This window comes from Azotobacter salinestris (genome assembly GCF_009363155.1).
Lineage (GTDB): Bacteria > Pseudomonadota > Gammaproteobacteria > Pseudomonadales > Pseudomonadaceae > Azotobacter > Azotobacter salinestris.
The window spans coordinates 1,645,003-1,662,351 of record NZ_CP045302.1 but is presented as its reverse complement, the minus strand read 5'-3'; the positions used below and the strand labels follow the sequence as shown (position 1 = coordinate 1,662,351).

Here is a 17,349-nt window from a genome sequence, read left to right as displayed (position 1 = left end):
TTCCTTCAGGTTGCCCCCCGGGCGGTGCCGGGGGCTTTCGTCATGCGCGAGCTCATGCCGGTCAGGGCAGCATGGGGGGCTTCAGACCGGCTGGCCGTTCTCGTCGAAGTCGAGCACCGTGACTTCCTCGTCGGCGTCGGTGATCTCGGCCTGACGCAGGGCGCCGTTGGCGTGGTAGCTGTAGACGTGCTGCAGCTCCAGCTCGCCGTAGACGATCTTCTCCATCTTGATCAGGCGGTCCTGTTCGTCGAAGTGGCCGCGGAAGAAGGTGTTGCGGTTGTGGAGACCGGCTTCGTCGAGCTCGTTCATCAGCTTCAGCGGCAGTTTGATGCCGCTGTAGGTAACGAAGTGGCGGCAGGTGCCGGAAGCTTCGCTGCTCATGTTTCCTCTCATCTGGTGTGGTTTTTCGAAGGCGCGATGATCGCACAAAGCGCCGGCGGTGCGGCGCGGGAGAACCGCCGCCGGGCGGGCAGTGCCGCGACGAACCGGACTGGCCGGCGTGCCCGGGAGGGGCTAATACGCTATTGGGTCGCCTGGCGGCCTTTCCGGGGCCGGGCGCTCGGCACCTGCAGGGGCGCGCATCCGCCTGGTCACCGCTCACGTGTCTGGCAGGGGAGAAGAGCGATGGAAAAGAACATCAGCCGTGTGAACGGCATCGATCTGACAGTACTCGAGGAAACCATCGGCGCCATCCGGAAGGATCCTGCTCTGGGCGCCTGCAGGTTCCGGGCGCGCAACCGGTGGCTCGGCGCCACGCGCAACTGCAGCACCATTTCCGGCTTCCACGGTGCCGGGCGGGAGATCGCCCACCGGGAGCCGTTCGAACTGCAGGCGGACGAGCCCGGCGTGCTGGCCGGCGAGGACCGGGCCGCCAATCCGGTCGAGCACCTGCTCAATGCCCTGGCCGGCTGCATCACCACCAGCATGGTCGCCCACGCGGCGGTGCGCGGCATCGCCATCGACGAGCTGGAGTCGGAACTGGAGGGCGACATCGACCTGCGCGGCTTTCTCGGGCTGGATCCGACGGTGCCCAAGGGCTACACGGCCATCCGCGTGAAGTTCCGGGTGAAGACCGCCCCGGAAAACCTCGAACTGCTCAAGGAGCTGGCCGCGTTCTCGCCGGTCTACAACACGCTTGTCCAGGGCGCGAAGGTGGATATCGACATCGAGGCACGCTGAGGTTTGCACGCCGGGTGGCCTTTCCGGCAAGCTGCGCCGCCTACCGGCCGGGCTCCTCCGGCCGGATGGGAACCTGATTCGGAGCGAAACGGCAATGCTTGGCAAACTCCTGATTGGCCTGCTCGGGCCGGTGGTCAAGGTGCTTCTCGGGAGGATCCTGGACGAGTTCTCCGACTGGCTGTTCGACAGGCTCCGGGAGATCCTGCGCCGGCGCCGGGTGGCCAATCTGGACAAGGCCGAAGCCAGGGCCGCGCAGGCGGACGAGCGGGCACGCCGGGCCGGCTCGCCGGGCGAGGCGCGCGAGCAGGAGGTGGTCGCCCGGGTCTGGCGCGAGGTGGCGGAGATGTTCCGTCAGGAGAACGAGGCGCTGAAGGCGGAGCTGGAGGATGTGCGGCGCAGCGCCGGGCGGCAGGCGCAGCAGGCGGTGGCCGCCTTGCCGCTCGAGGAGGTCGTCGAGCCGGCGAGGAGGGCGCTGGAGAGCGGTGGGGCGGGACGCCCGCTCCGTCTCGATGGGCCGGCGGCGAGCAGGGAATAGGGCGGCAGAGCCGCAGGCCTCGCGCACGGTCTCCTCAATAGTGATACCAGCGCAACTGCAGGCTCAGCTCGCTGGCAGGGGAGCCCATGTGGCTGAATTCGCGACGGGCGGCCAGGCGCAGGCCGAGGTTGCCGGCGATTTCCCATTGCTGGGCCAGGCTCAGCGCGCGGCGCACCTCGCCGTTGTGGAAGTAGTCGGCGCGGGCCTCCAGGCCGAGGTTGCCCAGCCGGTTGCGCCACAGCAGCCCGGCATCGAAGCCGGCGGCCGGGCTGAGGAAGGCGGCGAAGTCCTCGTTCTGCTCCAGCCGGGCGGTGACCAGGGCGAAGCCCAACAGATTGTCGGCGAGCTGCCAGGTGACGCCGGCGCCGCCGTTCAGGTGGCCGACCAATTGCTCGTCGTCGTGATGCCCCTTGCCGATGACCCGCTCCAGGCCGCCGCCGACCTGCCAGGACCAGGGGGAGAGCAGGGCGCTGCGCGGAGTCAGGGAACGGATGTTGGCCACATCCAGCCGCTGCAGCTGCCAGTGATTGCCCTCGTACTGGCGCAGCTTGAGCTGGGCGATCTCGATCTGCGCGCCGAGGGGGAAGCCGTCGAGATTGTCCGCCAGGTCGTGATAGGCCATGCGCAGGCCGTAGTCGGCGAAGCTGCGCTGTTCGCGCTGGCCGAGGCCGAATTGCCAGGTGCGCGACGGGTGGCCGTTCTCCGGCGCTACCGGGCGCTCCTCGGCCAGGCGCGGCGGCGGGTTGCGGTTGATCGCCTGCAGCAGGCGGTAGCTGTCGCGGGCGCTGGCTGCGTCGCGCTCCTCGCCGTTCTTGCGGTAGCGGATCAGCCGGTAGGCGGCGTCCTGCACCAGTGCCCGGCGCTCGGTCGGCAGCGCCTGGAAGGCCGGGCTGGCGAGCGGGGCGCTGTCCCCGGCCAGACGCCGCGTCCAGTCCTGCTCCGTGCGGCTCAGGAGGCCGGCGCGCGCGAGCAGCTCCTTCTCCCGCGAGGGACGGTAATCGGTACGCTCGATCAGTCCGGCCTGCTGCACCGCGCGCACGGTATCGGCGGGGATGGCGGTGAGCGGGAACTGGTCGGTCAGCGCCAGGCCCGGGCGGGCGATCTCCAGCAGCTCGAGCAGACGGTAGGAGCAGTTTTCGTCGAAGAAGTAGTAATCGAACTGGATTTGCCGCAGTTCCCAGACGTGCTCGACCATCCGCCCGGTTTCCTCGGCGCTGAGGTTCAGGCGGTATTCCCAGAGGTCGCGGTTTTCCAGGCGGCTGTATTCGGCGAGCTTTTCCCGGTACGGCAGCAGGGCGAAGAGGCCGGGATAGCCGCCCATCAGGCCCTTCCAGGCATACAGGACGCTGTTGTCGCTGCCCTCGATGTAGGCGCCGAAGTTCAGCGCATAGCTGAGCAGCGGGCTGCCCTGGGTGTCGAGGTCGGCCGGGTCGATGCGCAGCAGGGTGTGGCCGAACATCGACGAGGGGCTGTTCAGGTAGGCGGCGGGGAACACCAGTACCGTGCTGTACGGGGCGATCTCGGCATGCCAGTCGATGTATTCGCGGCACTGCGGCTGCGGCAGGCCGTCGAGCGCCAGTCGCTCGCGCAGCCAGCGGGTGCGAGCCGGAAAGCGGCATTGGGGGTGGTGGTCGGCGAGGGCCGGTTCCTGGTAGAGGGCGGCCAGGGTGGCGGCGAGTTCCGCTTTCGGGTCGCGCTCGCCCCGCTCGGCCAGGAAGAATTCGGCATCGTCGACATGGCTGCGCCAGCCGCCCAGTCGGTCGCGCTGGTAGTGGCCAAGGGCGAGCCAGAAGGGATCCGTGGCCAACTCGTGCAACTGCGCCGCCGGCAGTTGCGGTGCGGCCTGGAGCGCGGCGCAGGCGCCGCCCAGCAGAAGGGGAAGCAGGCGTTTGAGCATGGAGGACTAAAGCGATCGGACAGAAAAGTGCCCGCCGAAGCGGGCACGAGGCGGCAGCGGGCCGCTGCGGCCCGGCCGGGTCAGGCCTGTTCGGCGTATTTGGCCAGACGGGCGTCCTTCTTCAGCACGGCCAGGGTGGCGTTGTGCACGTCCTCGGCGGTGACGTCGGCGGAGCTGAAGATTTCCATGAAGTGCTCACGGGTCACGGCGGCGAAGTAGGCACGGTCTTCCGGCTGCACGCCGAGCACCACGGCGTAGGTGCTCAGGGCTTCGCCTTCGCCCTTGGCCATGTCCTCGGAAAGCTCGTCCATGATGCCGCCCAGCACCAGCATCGACTTGCCATGGTAGGCCAGGGCACCGTCGGTACGGCAGCCGTTGGTGCCGGAGGTCATGCCGAAGGTGGCGTTGCCCGAGGAACCGTTGGTGGTCGAGGCGACCAGGTGCGAGGCCATACCGCGTTGTCCCTTGAACAGCATGTTGCCCCAGCCGCAGCCCGGACCACCCGGCGCCTCGGCGAAGGCATTGACGGAGGCGATGGCGAACAGGGAACCCAGCAGAATCCTTTTCATCGATTATCTCTTCTTCTTCATGTGGATATGGGCCGGTTCTTGCCGGCCGGTGCGCAGCATTTTGCAACGCCGTGGGGCTGTCAAGGCAGCCGCCTTGGTGGCAGCAGGGCGTTTGATATAGATCACTGCATGTCGCCCAGTCTGGGCCACACTGAACAGAAGTATGGTTGATTCCCGGGAGCGAACATGTCCGACGCCTTCGATCCACAGGACACCCTCGATCGTCTGTACCGGGACTATCGGCAGCGCGCCGAGGCCCTCCGCGACGATCTGGCCCAGCCGCACGACACGGATGCCACCGAGCGCGCCGGCGAGCGGCAGAACGACGAGGTCCTGCAGGCCCTGCTGGCCGAGGCCGAGGCCGGCATGCGCCAGGTCGAGCGGGCGCGCCAGCGGTTGGCGGAGGGCCGCTACGGTATCTGCCGGCGTTGTGGCCAGCCCATCGAGCCGGCGCGGCTGGCGGCGTTGCCGGTCGCCGAGCTCTGCCTGCACTGTGCCGGGCTGGAGCACTGAGGCCGGGAGTGACCTGTTGATCGAATGAGGGGCATCGTCCGTCGTGCGGCATCGATGGGGCGCCTTGCGGCTGGCCGGTGCGAAGGCCAGAATGGCGACTGTTTTCCCCCCTCTCCGCGGCACCTGCCGCCCGATGTAAGGACTCTCGATGCCCGACTCCGTTGCTGCCGGCCTGCGCCTGGCACCCGATGAGCTGACCCGTCCCTTCGATCCCGCCCAGTTCGCCTTCACCAGTACCGACGAGCTGGAACCCTTTCGCGGCGTGCTCGGTCAGGAGCGTGCGGTGGAGGCGTTGCAGTTCGGCGTGGCGATGCCGCGCCCGGGGTACAACGTCTATGTCATGGGCGAGCCGGGCACCGGCCGCTTCTCCTACGTCAAGCGCTACCTGCAGGCCGAGGCCAAGCGCCTGGAAACGCCGTCCGACTGGGTCTATGTCAATCACTTCGACGAGCCCCGCGAACCGCGCTCGCTGCAGCTCGCGGCGGGCAGCGCCAGCGAGTTCATCGCCGACCTCAATCTGCTGGTCGACAATCTGCTGGCAACCTTTCCGGCGGTGTTCGAGACGCCGACCTATCAGCAGAAGAAGAGCGCCATCGACCGCGGCTTCAATCAGCGCTACGACCGCGCCCTGGACTGCATCGAGCGCCAGGCGCTGGACAAGGGCATCGCCCTGTACCGCGACAGCGCCAACATCGCCTTCACCCCGATGAAGGACGGCAAGACGCTGGACGAGGGCGAGTTCGCCCTGCTGCCGGAGGCCGAGCGCGAGCGTTTCCACGAGGACATCGGCTACCTCGAGGACCGTCTCAACGAGGAGCTGTCCAGCCTGCCGCAGTGGAAGCGCGAGTCGAGCAACCAGCTGCGCCAGCTCAACGAGGAAACCATCACGGTGGCCCTGCAGCCGCTGCTCGCGCCGCTTTCGGAAAAGTATGCAGAAAATTCCGGAATCTGCGCTTATCTTCAGGCGATGCAGGTCAATCTGCTGCGCACCGTGGTCGAGCAACTGAGCGACGAGAACGCCGCCGATGCCCAGCGGCGTGCGCTGCTGGTCGAGCAGTACTGCCCGAGCCTGGTGGTCGGCCACCACTGCCAGGGGGGCGCGCCGGTGGTGTTCGAGCCGCACCCGACCTACGACAACCTGTTCGGCCGCATCGAGTACGGCACCGATCAGGGCGCGCTCTACACCAGTTATCGCCAGTTGCGTCCGGGCGCGCTGCACCGCGCCAACGGCGGTTTCCTGATCCTCGAGGCGGAGCGTCTGCTCGGCGAGCCCTTCGTCTGGGATGCCCTCAAGCGCGCCCTGCATTCGCGCCAGCTGAAGATGGAGTCGCCACTGGCCGAGCTGGGGCGCCTGGCGACCGTGACCCTCACCCCCCAGGTCATCCCGCTGCAGGTCAAGGTGGTGATCGTCGGCTCCCGCCAGCTCTATTACGCGCTGCAGGAGGTGGATCCCGACTTCCAGGAGATGTTCCGCGTGCTGGTGGACTTCGACGAGGAGATCCCCCTCGGCAACGACAGCCTCGAGCAGTTCGCCCAGTTGCTCAAGACACGCACCTCGGAGGAGGGCATGGCGCCCCTGACCGGTCCGGCCGTGGCACGCCTGGCGACCTACAGCGCGCGTCTGGCCGAGCATCAGGGGCGGCTGTCGGCGCGCATCGGCGATCTCTTCCAACTGGTCAGCGAGGCCGACTTCATCCGCCACCTGGCCGGCGAGGCCCTGACCGACGTCGGCCACATCGAGCGCGCCCTGAAGGCCAAGGAAACCCGCACCGGACGGGTTTCGGCGCGCATTCTCGACGACATGCTCGCCGGCATCATCCTGATCGACACCGCGGGTGCGGCGACCGGCAAATGCAACGGGCTCACCGTGCTGGAGATCGGCGACTCCGTGTTCGGCGTGCCGGCGCGGATCTCCGCCACCGTCTATCCGGGCGGTTCGGGGATCGTCGACATCGAGCGCGAGGTCAACCTCGGCCAGCCGATCCACTCCAAGGGCGTGATGATCCTCACCGGCTACCTCGGCAGCCGCTATGCCCAGGAGTTTCCCCTGGAGATCTCGGCGAGCATCGCCCTGGAGCAGTCCTACGGCTACGTCGACGGCGACAGCGCCTCGCTCGGCGAGGTCTGCACGCTGATCTCGGCGTTGTCGCGCACCCCGCTCAAGCAGTGCTTCGCCATCACCGGCTCGATCAACCAGTTCGGCGAGGTGCAGGCGGTCGGTGGGGTCAACGAGAAGATCGAGGGCTTCTTCCGTCTCTGCGAGGCGCGCGGTCTGACCGGCGAGCAGGGAGTGATCATCCCGCGCGCCAACGTCACCAATCTGATGCTTGACGAGCGCGTGCTGCAGGCGGTGCGCGCCGGATGCTTCCATGTCTATGCGGTGCGCCAGGTGGACGAGGCGCTCAGCCTGCTGCTCGGCGAACCGGCCGGCGCACCGGACGGGCAGGGCCGCTTCCCGGTCGGCAGCGTCAATGCACGGGTGGTCGAGCGGCTGCGGGAAATCGCCGAAATGGGCATGGAGGAGGATTCGGGCAAGCCGAAGGAGCCGCAGATCGGCCTTCAGGAGTGAGCGGGCCACGGCAGACCGGGGCGGCCGAATGCCGCAGTGCGGTTTCGATTGTCCCGGATTCGCTCACAGACTTATCCACAGATTTGGCGGATGCAAAAATTTTCCTGGGTTGCCGTGCGGGGTGTACGCTGAAAGCAAAACCCTGAAGGGGGATTGCCCTATGTCACGCACGCTTTGTCTGATCCGGAACTGCCTGGGGCTGACCGTTCGCATCGAATTGGCAACCCGCCCGCTGGCGGGGGAGCAGGGGCTGTGGATCCTGCTCTTCGCTGCCGGTCTGTCCGGCGCGCAACCGTCCTCGGTCAAGGCACAGGGGCCGTTCCGCGGGCCCGTGGCGGCAGGGCGGGTACTCGACGAGGTTGCCGCCACCCTGGCTGGCGTGGGCTATCAGGAGAGCTCCGACCCGCTCATCTGGTGCCTCCATCTGCAGGCCGAACTGCGCCGGCTGAACGGCCCGCAACGCTGTCGGCCGGGCAGCTGCGAGTCCCGGCCGGAGTTCTGAACAGGTGCTGTCCGAGATTTGTACGATGGGAGCGGAGGGCCGCCTGGCGGGCTCCGAAGGCATCCATCCGCGCTCCGTTCACAGGGTTATCCACAGTGGTTGGGGATATGTTGCCGGGCGTTTCCGGCCCCGGCAGGCATCTTTGTCCCGTTCCTGCCCATGGGTATACTCGCCGCCGTTTTTGGCTGAGTGGATGCCCCATGGAACGTTTTCTCGAGAATGCGATGTATGCCTCTCGCTGGCTGCTGGCGCCGATCTATATCGGTCTGTCCCTGGCCCTGCTGGCGCTGACCCTGAAGTTCTTCCAGGAGCTCTATCATCTGTTGCCACATGTGTTCGAGATGGCCGAGGCGGAGCTGATCCTGGTCCTGCTGTCGATGATCGACATGTCGCTGGTCGGCGGCCTGCTGGTGATGGTGATGATTTCCGGCTACGAGAACTTCGTGTCCCAGCTGGACATCGACGAAGGCAAGGAAAAGCTCGACTGGCTGGGCAAGATGGACTCCGGCTCGCTGAAGCTGAAGGTGGCCGCCTCCATCGTCGCGATCTCCTCGATCCACCTGCTGCGCGTGTTCATGGATGCGCAGAAGATCCCCAACGACAAGCTGCTCTGGTACGTGCTCATCCACATGACCTTCGTCATTTCCGCCTTCGTCATGAGTTATCTGGAGAAGATGGCCAAGAAGGCCCATTGAGGCGGCTGCTTCCTGAGCGACTTTCCCCTGTGCGGCGGCATGCCTGCGGATGCGTCCCGCCGATCATCTTTCCCGTGCCGCTCCTGTGCTTGTGCTAGTCTGTCGGGCCTTTTCACCGACTGGAACTCCGTCATGAGCGAACTAAACCTTTCCACCGACGAAGCCCGCGTCAGCTACGGCATCGGGCGCCAGTTGGGCGACCAGATCCGTGACAATCCGCCGCCGGGGGTCAGTCTCGAGGCGGTGCTGGCCGGCCTGGCCGATGCCTTCAGCGGCCAGCCCAGCCGTGTCGAGCCGGCCGCGTTGTCGGCCAGTTTCAAGGTCATCCGCGACCGCATGCAGGCCGAAACCCAGGCCAAGGCCGAGGCGGCGGCTGCCGCAGGCGTCGCCTTCCTCGCCGAGAATGCCAAGCGCGAGGGCGTCACCGTGCTGGCCTCCGGCCTGCAGTACGAGGTGCTGACGGCCGGCGAGGGCCGCAAGCCGGGCCGCGAAGACCATGTACGGACCCACTACCATGGCACCCTGATCGACGGCAGCGTGTTCGACAGCTCCTATCAGCGCGGCCAGCCGGCGGAGTTCCCGGTCGGCGGCGTGATCGCCGGCTGGACCGAGGCCCTGCAACTGATGAACAGCGGCAGCAAGTGGCGCCTCTATGTGCCGAGCGAACTGGCCTACGGTGATCAGGCCATCGGCAGCATCCCGCCGCACAGCGTGCTGGTGTTCGACGTCGAGCTGCTGGACGTGCTGTAAGACGCCGTTCCTACGGGTTGCCGCAGGCAAAGACGAAGAAGCCGGGTCCATGGACCCGGCTTCTTCGTTCTGGCCGATGCTGAAGGCTGACCGTCAGTGGGTACGCGCCACGGCGAAGCGGCTCAGCTCGACGAGGGCGTCGCGGTATTCGCCGGGCGGCAGGACGTCCAGGCTGGCGATGGCGCGCTCGGCGTGCTCGCGGGCCAGGCGGGCGGTGTAGTCCAGGGCGCCGGAGGCCTCCACGGCGGCGACGATGGCGGCCAGATCCTCGATCCCGCCCTTCTGAATCGCCCGGCGAACCAGGGCGGCCTGCTCGGGGGTGCCTTCGCGCATGGTGTAGATCAGCGGCAGGGTCGGCTTGCCCTCGGCCAGGTCGTCGCCGACGTTCTTGCCCAGGGTTTCGGCATCGCCGCGGTAGTCGAGCAGGTCGTCCACCAGTTGGAAGGCGACGCCGAGCGAGTCGCCGAAGCAGCGCAGCGCCTCGGCCTGCGCGGGTGTGGCGTCGGCCAGGATGGCGGCGCCGTGGCTGGCGGCCTCGAAGAGCATCGCGGTCTTGCCGCGGATGACTTCCATGTAGGTCTCCTCCGTGGTGCTGGCGTCGCGCACCTTGGACAGCTGCAGCACCTCGCCCTCGGCGATCACCCGGGTGGCCTGGGACATGATGCGCATCACCGGCATGGAGGCCAGCTCGACCAGCATCTCGAAGCAGCGGGCATAGAGGAAGTCGCCGACCAGCACGCTCGGCGCATTGCCCCACAGGGCGTTGGAGGTGGAGCGGCCGCGGCGCAGGTCGGAGCCGTCGACCACGTCGTCGTGCAGCAGGGTGGAGGTGTGCAGGAACTCGATGGCTGCGGCCAGCAGGCGCATCCGCTCGTCGCACTTGCCGAGGGCGTTGCCGCATAGCAGCACCAGCAAGGGGCGCAGGCGCTTGCCGCCGGCGGAAATGATGTAATCGCCAATCGTCTCCACCAGGGGGACGCGCGAGGTGAGCTGCTTGCGGATAATGCCGTCAACAGCGCTGAAATCGTCCGCGACCACGCGGTAAAAGGCCTGGGGTTGCATCAACGCCTCGAGCTCCTGATCAGTTGCCGCGGCATGCTAGGTGGCAGGGTATGGGCTGTCAAGGCAAGGGCTGGCGGCGCTTGCGTGGCTTCTGGCGCTTGCGTACAATCGCGGGCCCTAACTTCCCTGGGTATTTCCCTGTCTTACGCAATTGCGCAGGCGGTCATCCAGTCCGCGCAGCCATGCCGGCCAACGACTCCTTCTATAAAGCGCCGGGTGAGCAGGATCAACGGAGACATACCATGTACGCAGTAATCGTGACCGGCGGCAAGCAATACAAGGTTGCCGAAGGCGAATTCCTCAAGATCGAAAAGCTCGAAGTGGGCACTGGCGACTCCGTCACCTTCGATCGCGTGCTGCTGGTCGGCAACGGTGACGACGTGAAGATCGGCGCTCCCGTGGTCGAGGGCGCCAAGGTGACCGCCGAAGTCGTGGGCCAGGGCCGTCATGACAAGGTGAGTATCATCAAGTTCCGCCGCCGCAAGCACCACATGAAGCACCAGGGCCACCGTCAGTGGTTCACCGAAGTCAAAATCACCGGTATCCAGGCCTGAGCCTGAATACCCGCTATTTGGAGTAACGCACTCATGGCACACAAAAAAGCTGGCGGTTCTACCCGCAACGGTCGCGACTCGGAAAGTAAACGCCTTGGCGTGAAAATGTTCGGCGGCCAGGTCATCAAGGCCGGCAACATCATCGTGCGTCAGCGCGGCACCCAGTTCCACGCCGGTTTCGGTGTCGGCATGGGCAAGGACCACACCCTTTTCGCGAAAGTGGAAGGCGTGGTCAAGTTCGAAGTGAAGGGTGCCTTCGGTCGTCGCTACGTGAGCGTCGTATCGGCCTGATCGCGGCATCGCCGGAAAAGCCCTGTCATGCGACGGGGCTTTTTTGTTTCTGTATCCTGTATCACTCGGTTCATTCAGCCCGTCCCATTGGCGGGAGGCGTACCCATGAAATTCGTCGATGAAGTTTCGATTTTTGTAAAGGCCGGTGACGGTGGCAACGGCATGATGAGCTTTCGTCGCGAAAAGTTCATCGAAAAGGGCGGCCCCAACGGTGGCGACGGCGGCGATGGCGGTTCCGTGTACATGGAGGCCGACGAGAACCTCAATACCCTGGTCGACTACCGCTACACTCGCCGCTTCGAGGCGCAGCGCGGCGAGAAGGGCGGCAGCTGCGACTGCACCGGCGCCAAGGGCGAGGACCTGATCCTGCCGGTACCGGTCGGCACCACGGTGATCGATGCCGGCACCCAGGAAATCATCGGCGATCTGACCCGCGCCGGGCAGCGCCTGCTGGTCGCCCAGGGGGGCTGGCACGGTCTGGGCAACACCCGCTTCAAGTCCAGCACCAACCGCGCACCACGGCAGACCACGCCGGGCAAGCCGGGCGAGGCGCGGGATCTCAAGCTGGAGCTCAAGGTGCTGGCCGACGTCGGTCTGCTCGGTCTGCCGAACGCCGGCAAGAGCACCTTCATCCGTGCGGTGTCGGCCGCCAAGCCGAAGGTCGCCGACTATCCCTTCACCACCCTGGTGCCGAATCTCGGGGTGGTCAGCGTCGGGCGCTACAAGAGCTTCGTGGTCGCCGACATTCCCGGGCTGATCGAGGGCGCGGCGGAGGGCGCCGGGCTGGGCATCCGCTTCCTCAAGCATCTGGCGCGTACCCGTCTGCTGCTGCATCTGGTGGACATGGCGCCGCTGGACGAGAGCGACCCGGCCGATGCGGCGGAGACCATCCTGCACGAGCTGGAGAAGTTCAGTCCGGCGCTGACCGAGCGCGAGCGCTGGCTGGTGCTGAACAAGGCCGACCAGTTGCTCGACGAGGAGCGTGAGGAACGGCTGCGCACGGTGATCGAGCGGCTCGACTGGCAGGGGCCGGTATATGTGATCTCCGCGCTGGAGCGGGAGGGTACCGAGGCGCTCTGCCAGGACATCATGCGCTATCTGGACGAGCGCGCCCTGCGCATCGCGGAGGAGCCGGAATACGCCGAGGCGCTGGCCGAGCTGGATCAGCGTATCGAGGACGAGGCGCGCGCACGCTTGCAGGCGCTCGACGATCAGCGTGCTCTGCGCCGTGCCGGCCTGAAGAGCGCCGATGCGCTGGAGGATGAGGACGACTTCGACGACGAGGACGACGGCGACGGGCCGGAGATCTTCTACGTGCGGTGACCTGTGGGGCGGACAGGGTCCGCCCGCGATTGGCGGCGGGTCGGGCTCGCCGTCTGACTGACAGAGCGGAAAGGCGGAGATGATGCGCGATAAGGTGACGGGTGCGCGGCGTTGGGTGGTGAAGATCGGCAGTGCCTTGCTGACTGCTGACGGCCGCGGCCTGGACCGTTCTTCGATGGCGGTCTGGGTCGAGCAGATGGTGGCGCTGCGCGAGTCCGGCGTGGAGTTGGTGCTGGTGTCTTCCGGTGCCGTGGCGGCCGGCATGAGCCAGCTGGGCTGGAGTGTCCGGCCGAAGAGCATCCACGAGCTGCAGGCGGCGGCCGCGGTGGGGCAGATGGGGCTGGTGCGCGCCTGGGAGTCGAGCTTTGCCGAGCATGGTCGGCATACCGCGCAGATCCTGCTGACCCACGATGACCTCTCCGACCGCAAGCGTTACCTGAATGCCCGCAGCACCCTGCGCACCCTGCTGGATCTCGGGGTCATCCCGGTGATCAACGAGAACGACACCGTGGTCACCGACGAGATCCGCTTCGGCGACAACGATACTCTGGCGGCGCTGGTGGCCAATCTGGTGGAGGCGGACCTGCTGGTCATCCTCACTGACCGCGACGGCATGTTCGATGCCGACCCGCGCAGCAATCCCGATGCGCAGCTGATCTTCGAGGCACGTGCCGACGACCCGCGTCTGGATGGCGCCGCCGGCTCCACCGGTGGCGCTCTGGGGCGCGGCGGCATGCAGACCAAGCTACGGGCGGCGCGGCTGGCGGCCCGCTCCGGTGCCCACACGGTGATCATCGGCGGGCGTATCGAGCGGGTGCTGGACCGGCTCAAGGCTGGCGAGCGGCTCGGTACCCTGCTCGCGCCCGAGCAGGGCATGCTGGCGGCGCGCAAGCAATGGCTGGCCGGGCATCTGCAGATGCGCGGCACCCTGGTGCTGGATGCTGGGGCGGTGGAGGCGCTGACCCGCCATCATCGTAGTCTGTTGCCGGTGGGGGTGAGGTCGGTGGTGGGGAATTTCCGCCGTGGCGAGATGGTGGTCTGCGTCGATCGGGAGGGGCGCGAGATCGCCCGCGGCCTGGTGAATTACAGCTCCGCCGAGGCGCAGAAAATCATCGGCCGTGCTTCCGAGCAGATCGAGCAGTTGCTGGGTTATGTCGATGAGCCGGAGCTGGTGCATCGCGACAATCTGATTCTGGTTTGAGGGGGCGATATGCGCAGGATTTCGTTGCTGCTGGCGGCGCTGTTGCCGTCGCTGGCGCTGGCCGAGCAGATCGGCGAGGTGTCGACCGTGTTCAAGTGGTTCGGTCCGAACGACCGGATCGTCGTCGAGGCCTTCGACGACCCCAAGGTCCAGGGTGTGACCTGCTATCTGTCGCGGCCTCGGACCGGTGGCGTCAAGGGCGGGCTGGGCTTGGCCGAAGACCGTGCCGAGGCCTCCATTGCCTGCCGCCAGGTCGACAAGATCAGTTTCCGTGAGGAGCTGAAGGATGGCGAGGTGGTCTTCAAGGAGCGCACTTCGCTGGTGTTCAAGAGCATGCAGGTGGTGCGCTTCTTCGACGAGAAGCGCAATACCCTGGTGTACCTAGTTTACAGCGACCGGGTGATCGAGGGCAGTCCGCAGAATGCGGTAACGGCGATCCCCATTCTGCCCTGGCGGGAGTGAGAGGGGGCTTCCCTCTTCTCTCTCCGGAAGTGCAGGGCAACAAAAAACCGGCCATCGGCCGGTTTTTTTTGGCACCCATCCAGATCAGGCGGCAGCGGCTGCGCCGAGGGCCTTGATGTGTGCGTTCAGGCGGCTCTTGTGACGAGCGGCCTTGTTCTTGTGGATGATGCCCTTGTCGGCCATGCGGTCGATCACCGGAACGGCGGCGGTGTAGGCGGTCTTGGCCTTGTCCAGGTCCTTGGCGTCGATAGCCTTGACCACGTTCTTGATGTAGGTACGAACCATCGAGCGCAGGCTGGCGTTATGGCTACGACGCTTCTCAGCCTGTTTGGCGCGTTTTTTGGCAGAAGGTGAGTTGGCCACCGTCAAGCTCCTCGAAACTGGGGGATACGAACAAATCTGGGGATGCAAACAAATAAGGCCGCGAATCATGCCGAGGTACTGGGGGGATGTCAAGGGAAACGGTCGTGTGCATTGCGTTGCGGCGGCTGCCGGCGGCCTCTACACTCGCGGCTTCGCTCGGCGCCAGAGGTCGCTGCCGCCGAAGGTGGCGATGAAATGGCATCCTGCCGGGCCCGTTCTCTTCTTCCAGTCGGATCCCGAATCTCGGTTTTCATGAATCTACTCAAGTCGCTGGCAGCGGTCAGCTCCATCACCATGCTGTCCCGCGTGCTGGGTTTCGTGCGCGATACCCTGGTGGCGCGTATCTTCGGCGCGGGGCTGGCCACCGATGCCTTCTTCGTCGCCTTCAAGCTGCCCAACCTGCTGCGGCGCATCTTCGCCGAAGGGGCCTTCTCCCAGGCCTTCGTGCCGATCCTCGCCGAATACAAGACTCAGCAGGGGGAGGAGGCGACGCGCACCTTCCTCGCCTATGTCGCCGGCCTGCTGACCCTGGTGCTGACGCTGGTGACCCTGCTCGGTATCCTGACTGCACCCTGGTTGATCTGGGTCTCGGCACCGGGTTTCGTCGAGTCGTCGGAGAAGTTCGAGCTCACCACCACGCTGCTGCGAATCACCTTTCCTTATATATTGCTGATCTCGCTGTCCTCCCTGGCCGGGGCGGTCCTCAACACCTGGAACCGTTTCAGCGTGCCGGCCTTCGTGCCGACCCTGCTGAACCTCAGCATGATCGCCTTCGCGCTGTTCCTCACGCCCTATTTCGATCCGCCGGTACTGGCGCTGGGCTGGTCGGTGCTGGCCGGCGGCCTGCTGCAACTGCTCTACCAGCTGCCGCACCTGAAGAAGATCGGCATGCTCGTGCTGCCGCGCCTGAATCTGCACGATGCCGGCGTGTGGCGAGTGCTAAGGCAGATGGCGCCAGCCATTCTCGGCGTCTCGGTGGGACAGATCTCGCTGATCATCAACACCATCTTCGCCTCCTTCCTCGCCGCCGGCTCGGTGTCCTGGATGTACTATGCCGATCGCCTGATGGAGCTGCCGTCCGGCGTGCTCGGCGTGGCGCTGGGGACCATCCTGCTGCCGGCCCTGTCGAAGACCCATGCCAGTCAGGACCGGCAGGAGTATTCGAGGCTTCTCGACTGGGGACTGCGCCTGTGCTTCCTGCTGGTGCTGCCCTGTGCGCTGGCTCTGGCGCTTCTCGCCGAGCCGCTCACCGTGTCGCTGTTCCAGTACGGCAGGTTCACCGCCCACGATGCCCTGATGACCCAGTACGCCCTGGTCGCCTACGCGGTCGGGCTGCTCGGGATCATCCTGGTGAAGGTGCTGGCGCCGGGCTTCTACGCCCAGCAGAACATCCGCACGCCGGTGCGCATCGCCATGCTGACCCTGGGAGTCACCCAGGTGATGAACGTGACCTTCATTCTGACCTTTCCCGTTCCGCATGCCGGCCTGGCGCTGGCCATCGGGCTGGGGGCCTGCCTGAATGCTGGTCTGCTCTATTGGAAGCTGCGCCAGCAGCGGCGCTTCGAGCCGCAGCCGGGGTGGGGGCGGTTCCTCCTCAAGCTGCTGATGGCCGTGCTGGCGATGGGGATGGCGCTGCTCGGCCTGTTGGAGCTGATGCCGGCCTGGGAGCAGGGCGTGATGGCGGAGCGTTTCCTACGCCTGGGCGCGCTGGTGCTGGCGGGTGTCGTGACCTATTTCGGCATGTTGCTGCTGCTCGGCTTCCGGTTGCGGGATTTCTCCCGCAAGTCGATCACCTAGCCCAGGGATGCGCCGTACAGGTTGTCGTGCCGTCGGCGTTGCCGGCGGCGATCCGCGGCTGTAGGCGTCTTGCCGACCTGTTGCCAGGCCACGGCTGTGCGTATAATCGGCCACTTTGCAAGCAAGATGTTTCCTATGCAGCTGGTTCGAGGCCTCCATAATCTGCGGCCCCAGCATCGGGGTTGTGTCGCCACCATTGGGAATTTCGACGGTGTCCACCGTGGCCACCAGGCGATCCTCGCGCGCCTGCGCGAGCGCGCGACCGAGTCGGGCCTGCCCAGCTGCGTGGTGATCTTCGAGCCGCAGCCGCGGGAGTTCTTCAGTCCGCAGCGTGCCCCGGCGCGCCTGACTCGTCTGCGGGAGAAGCTGGAGCTGCTTGCGGCACAGGGTGTCGACCGGGTGCTTTGTCTGCCCTTCAATCGCCGGTTGTGCGAGCTGAGCGCTCAGGCATTCGTACAGAGCGTGCTGGTCGAGGGGTTGGGAGTGCGCCATCTGGAGGTCGGTGACGACTTTCGCTTCGGTTGCGATCGTGCCGGCGACTTCGAGTTCCTGCGCCAGGCCGGTGCGGCCGAGGGCTTTACCGTCGAGGCAGCAATCACCGTCGAGGTGGACGGTCTGCGCGTCAGCAGCACGCGGCTGCGCGCGGCCCTGAGCCACGGCGATCTGTCCCTGGCCGAGCGCCTGCTCGGCCGCCCCTTCAGCCTCTGCGGCCGGGTACTGCATGGCCAGAAGCTGGGTCGCCAGCTCGGCGCGCCGACCGCCAACGTGCAGCTCAAGCGCCGTCGGGTGCCGCTCACCGGCGTCTACCTGGTGAGCACCGAGCTGGATGGGCGGTGCTGGCCGGGAGTGGCCAACATCGGCATGCGTCCCTCGGTGGCGGGCGACGGCCGCGCCCATTTGGAGATGCATCTGCTGGATTTCGCCGGCGATCTGTACGGCCGGCACCTGCGCGTCACCTTTCATCACAAGCTGCGCGACGAGGAACGCTTCTCTTCCCTGGATGCGCTGAAAGCGGCGATCGACTCCGATATCGCCGTCGCCCGTGCCTACTGGCAGGGTAAACCGCTTACTCACGAGCCCGAATGAC

The 17,349-nt window shown here is 66.4% G+C and carries 19 protein-coding genes; 14 read left to right on the top strand and 5 right to left on the bottom strand.

All coding sequences use genetic code 11. The annotated features are described in order from the left end of the window. Positions 1-81: 81 nt before the first annotated feature. Positions 82-381, bottom strand: coding sequence for a DUF6156 family protein (locus GCU53_RS07855; protein ID WP_152387129.1), 300 nt, complete (start codon positions 379-381; stop codon positions 82-84). A gap of 243 nt (positions 382-624) precedes the next feature. Between GCU53_RS07855 and GCU53_RS07850 the strand changes: the two genes are divergently transcribed. Beyond that, entirely contained in the window at positions 625-1,179 is a 555-nt protein-coding gene (locus GCU53_RS07850; protein WP_152387128.1) for an OsmC family protein, read from the top strand. Between the two features lie 94 nt (positions 1,180-1,273). Further along, on the top strand, positions 1,274-1,714 hold the full coding sequence (locus GCU53_RS07845) for a hypothetical protein (protein WP_152387127.1): 441 nt from the start codon (positions 1,274-1,276) through the stop codon (positions 1,712-1,714). Between the two features lie 34 nt (positions 1,715-1,748). On the opposite strand, the gene GCU53_RS07840 is transcribed toward GCU53_RS07845, so the two are convergent. Both GCU53_RS07840 and GCU53_RS07835 read right to left on the bottom strand, forming a co-directional pair. Then, positions 1,749-3,611, bottom strand: a complete 1,863-nt coding sequence (locus GCU53_RS07840; RefSeq protein WP_152387126.1) for an Lnb N-terminal periplasmic domain-containing protein — start codon at positions 3,609-3,611, stop codon at positions 1,749-1,751. 80 nt (positions 3,612-3,691) lie between these two features. Further along, complete coding sequence (locus GCU53_RS07835) at positions 3,692-4,180, bottom strand: DUF3015 domain-containing protein (RefSeq protein ID WP_152387125.1); 489 nt, start codon at positions 4,178-4,180, stop codon at positions 3,692-3,694. A 186-nt stretch (positions 4,181-4,366) separates the two neighbouring features. Here GCU53_RS07835 and GCU53_RS07830 point away from each other — a divergent pair, with 186 nt between their 5' ends. The 5 genes from GCU53_RS07830 (at position 4,367) to bamJ (ending at position 9,209) form a co-directional block, all read left to right on the top strand. Then, positions 4,367-4,693, top strand: a complete 327-nt coding sequence (locus GCU53_RS07830; RefSeq protein ID WP_152387124.1) for a TraR/DksA family transcriptional regulator — start codon at positions 4,367-4,369, stop codon at positions 4,691-4,693. A gap of 148 nt (positions 4,694-4,841) precedes the next feature. Further along, positions 4,842-7,262 (top strand): Lon protease family protein, encoded by a 2,421-nt coding sequence (locus GCU53_RS07825; protein WP_152387123.1) that lies wholly within the window; start codon positions 4,842-4,844, stop codon positions 7,260-7,262. Positions 7,263-7,422: 160 nt separating this feature from the next. Further along, positions 7,423-7,764, top strand: a complete 342-nt coding sequence (locus GCU53_RS07820) for a PA4575 family protein (protein ID WP_152387122.1) — start codon at positions 7,423-7,425, stop codon at positions 7,762-7,764. Positions 7,765-7,964: 200 nt separating this feature from the next. Continuing rightward, the gene (locus tag GCU53_RS07815) at positions 7,965-8,459 is read left to right on the top strand and encodes a TIGR00645 family protein (protein ID WP_152387121.1); all 495 of its coding nucleotides are present in this window, start codon (positions 7,965-7,967) and stop codon (positions 8,457-8,459) included. Positions 8,460-8,591: 132 nt separating this feature from the next. Further along, positions 8,592-9,209 (top strand): BamJ family beta-barrel-assembly machinery protein, encoded by a 618-nt coding sequence (bamJ, locus tag GCU53_RS07810; protein ID WP_152387120.1) that lies wholly within the window; start codon positions 8,592-8,594, stop codon positions 9,207-9,209. A gap of 93 nt (positions 9,210-9,302) precedes the next feature. On the opposite strand, the gene GCU53_RS07805 is transcribed toward bamJ, so the two are convergent. Further along, a complete protein-coding gene (locus tag GCU53_RS07805; protein WP_152389820.1) occupies positions 9,303-10,271 on the bottom strand; it encodes a polyprenyl synthetase family protein in 969 nt (322 codons plus the stop codon). Between the two features lie 242 nt (positions 10,272-10,513). Here GCU53_RS07805 and rplU point away from each other — a divergent pair, with 242 nt between their 5' ends. The 5 genes from rplU to GCU53_RS07780 all read left to right on the top strand — a co-directional run bounded on the left by rplU (position 10,514) and on the right by GCU53_RS07780 (position 14,102). Beyond that, positions 10,514-10,825 (top strand): 50S ribosomal protein L21, encoded by a 312-nt coding sequence (rplU, locus tag GCU53_RS07800; RefSeq protein ID WP_152387119.1) that lies wholly within the window; start codon positions 10,514-10,516, stop codon positions 10,823-10,825. A 33-nt stretch (positions 10,826-10,858) separates the two neighbouring features. Then, complete coding sequence (rpmA, locus tag GCU53_RS07795) at positions 10,859-11,116, top strand: 50S ribosomal protein L27 (protein ID WP_039802346.1); 258 nt, start codon at positions 10,859-10,861, stop codon at positions 11,114-11,116. Between the two features lie 105 nt (positions 11,117-11,221). Beyond that, positions 11,222-12,439, top strand: coding sequence for an Obg family GTPase CgtA (cgtA, locus tag GCU53_RS07790; RefSeq protein WP_152387118.1), 1,218 nt, complete (start codon positions 11,222-11,224; stop codon positions 12,437-12,439). Positions 12,440-12,521: 82 nt separating this feature from the next. Continuing rightward, a complete protein-coding gene (proB, locus tag GCU53_RS07785) occupies positions 12,522-13,640 on the top strand; it encodes a glutamate 5-kinase (protein ID WP_152389819.1) in 1,119 nt (372 codons plus the stop codon). Positions 13,641-13,649: 9 nt separating this feature from the next. Beyond that, complete coding sequence (locus GCU53_RS07780; RefSeq protein WP_152387117.1) at positions 13,650-14,102, top strand: CreA family protein; 453 nt, start codon at positions 13,650-13,652, stop codon at positions 14,100-14,102. Between the two features lie 84 nt (positions 14,103-14,186). Here GCU53_RS07780 and rpsT read toward each other — a convergent pair whose 3' ends face one another. After that, a complete protein-coding gene (gene rpsT / locus GCU53_RS07775; RefSeq protein WP_152387116.1) occupies positions 14,187-14,465 on the bottom strand; it encodes a 30S ribosomal protein S20 in 279 nt (92 codons plus the stop codon). A 252-nt stretch (positions 14,466-14,717) separates the two neighbouring features. On the opposite strand from rpsT, the gene murJ reads away from it, so the two are divergent. Together murJ and ribF are read left to right on the top strand one after the other, a co-directional pair. Next, a complete protein-coding gene (gene murJ, locus GCU53_RS07770; RefSeq protein WP_152387115.1) occupies positions 14,718-16,262 on the top strand; it encodes a murein biosynthesis integral membrane protein MurJ in 1,545 nt (514 codons plus the stop codon). Between the two features lie 135 nt (positions 16,263-16,397). Next, entirely contained in the window at positions 16,398-17,348 is a 951-nt protein-coding gene (gene ribF / locus GCU53_RS07765; protein ID WP_152387114.1) for a bifunctional riboflavin kinase/FAD synthetase, read from the top strand. The last annotated feature ends 1 nt before the right edge of the window (position 17,349 follow it).

What these genes read in the sequence shown, in the direction of transcription:
- GCU53_RS07820 (WP_152387122.1), top strand. Translation starts at nt 7,423, where the DNA reads ATGTCACGCACGCTTTGTCTGATCCGGAACTGCCTGGGGCTGACCGTT.
- GCU53_RS07830 (WP_152387124.1), top strand. Translation starts at nt 4,367, where the DNA reads ATGTCCGACGCCTTCGATCCACAGGACACCCTCGATCGTCTGTACCGG.
- GCU53_RS07805 (WP_152389820.1), bottom strand. Translation starts at nt 10,271, where the DNA reads ATGCAACCCCAGGCCTTTTACCGCGTGGTCGCGGACGATTTCAGCGCT.
- murJ (WP_152387115.1), top strand. Translation starts at nt 14,718, where the DNA reads ATGAATCTACTCAAGTCGCTGGCAGCGGTCAGCTCCATCACCATGCTG.
- GCU53_RS07825 (WP_152387123.1), top strand. Translation starts at nt 4,842, where the DNA reads ATGCCCGACTCCGTTGCTGCCGGCCTGCGCCTGGCACCCGATGAGCTG.
- ribF (WP_152387114.1), top strand. Translation starts at nt 16,398, where the DNA reads ATGCAGCTGGTTCGAGGCCTCCATAATCTGCGGCCCCAGCATCGGGGT.
- proB (WP_152389819.1), top strand. Translation starts at nt 12,522, where the DNA reads ATGCGCGATAAGGTGACGGGTGCGCGGCGTTGGGTGGTGAAGATCGGC.
- GCU53_RS07855 (WP_152387129.1), bottom strand. Translation starts at nt 381, where the DNA reads ATGAGCAGCGAAGCTTCCGGCACCTGCCGCCACTTCGTTACCTACAGC.
- rpmA (WP_039802346.1), top strand. Translation starts at nt 10,859, where the DNA reads ATGGCACACAAAAAAGCTGGCGGTTCTACCCGCAACGGTCGCGACTCG.
- bamJ (WP_152387120.1), top strand. Translation starts at nt 8,592, where the DNA reads ATGAGCGAACTAAACCTTTCCACCGACGAAGCCCGCGTCAGCTACGGC.
- GCU53_RS07815 (WP_152387121.1), top strand. Translation starts at nt 7,965, where the DNA reads ATGGAACGTTTTCTCGAGAATGCGATGTATGCCTCTCGCTGGCTGCTG.
- rplU (WP_152387119.1), top strand. Translation starts at nt 10,514, where the DNA reads ATGTACGCAGTAATCGTGACCGGCGGCAAGCAATACAAGGTTGCCGAA.
- GCU53_RS07845 (WP_152387127.1), top strand. Translation starts at nt 1,274, where the DNA reads ATGCTTGGCAAACTCCTGATTGGCCTGCTCGGGCCGGTGGTCAAGGTG.
- GCU53_RS07835 (WP_152387125.1), bottom strand. Translation starts at nt 4,180, where the DNA reads ATGAAAAGGATTCTGCTGGGTTCCCTGTTCGCCATCGCCTCCGTCAAT.
- GCU53_RS07780 (WP_152387117.1), top strand. Translation starts at nt 13,650, where the DNA reads ATGCGCAGGATTTCGTTGCTGCTGGCGGCGCTGTTGCCGTCGCTGGCG.
- cgtA (WP_152387118.1), top strand. Translation starts at nt 11,222, where the DNA reads ATGAAATTCGTCGATGAAGTTTCGATTTTTGTAAAGGCCGGTGACGGT.
- GCU53_RS07850 (WP_152387128.1), top strand. Translation starts at nt 625, where the DNA reads ATGGAAAAGAACATCAGCCGTGTGAACGGCATCGATCTGACAGTACTC.
- GCU53_RS07840 (WP_152387126.1), bottom strand. Translation starts at nt 3,611, where the DNA reads ATGCTCAAACGCCTGCTTCCCCTTCTGCTGGGCGGCGCCTGCGCCGCG.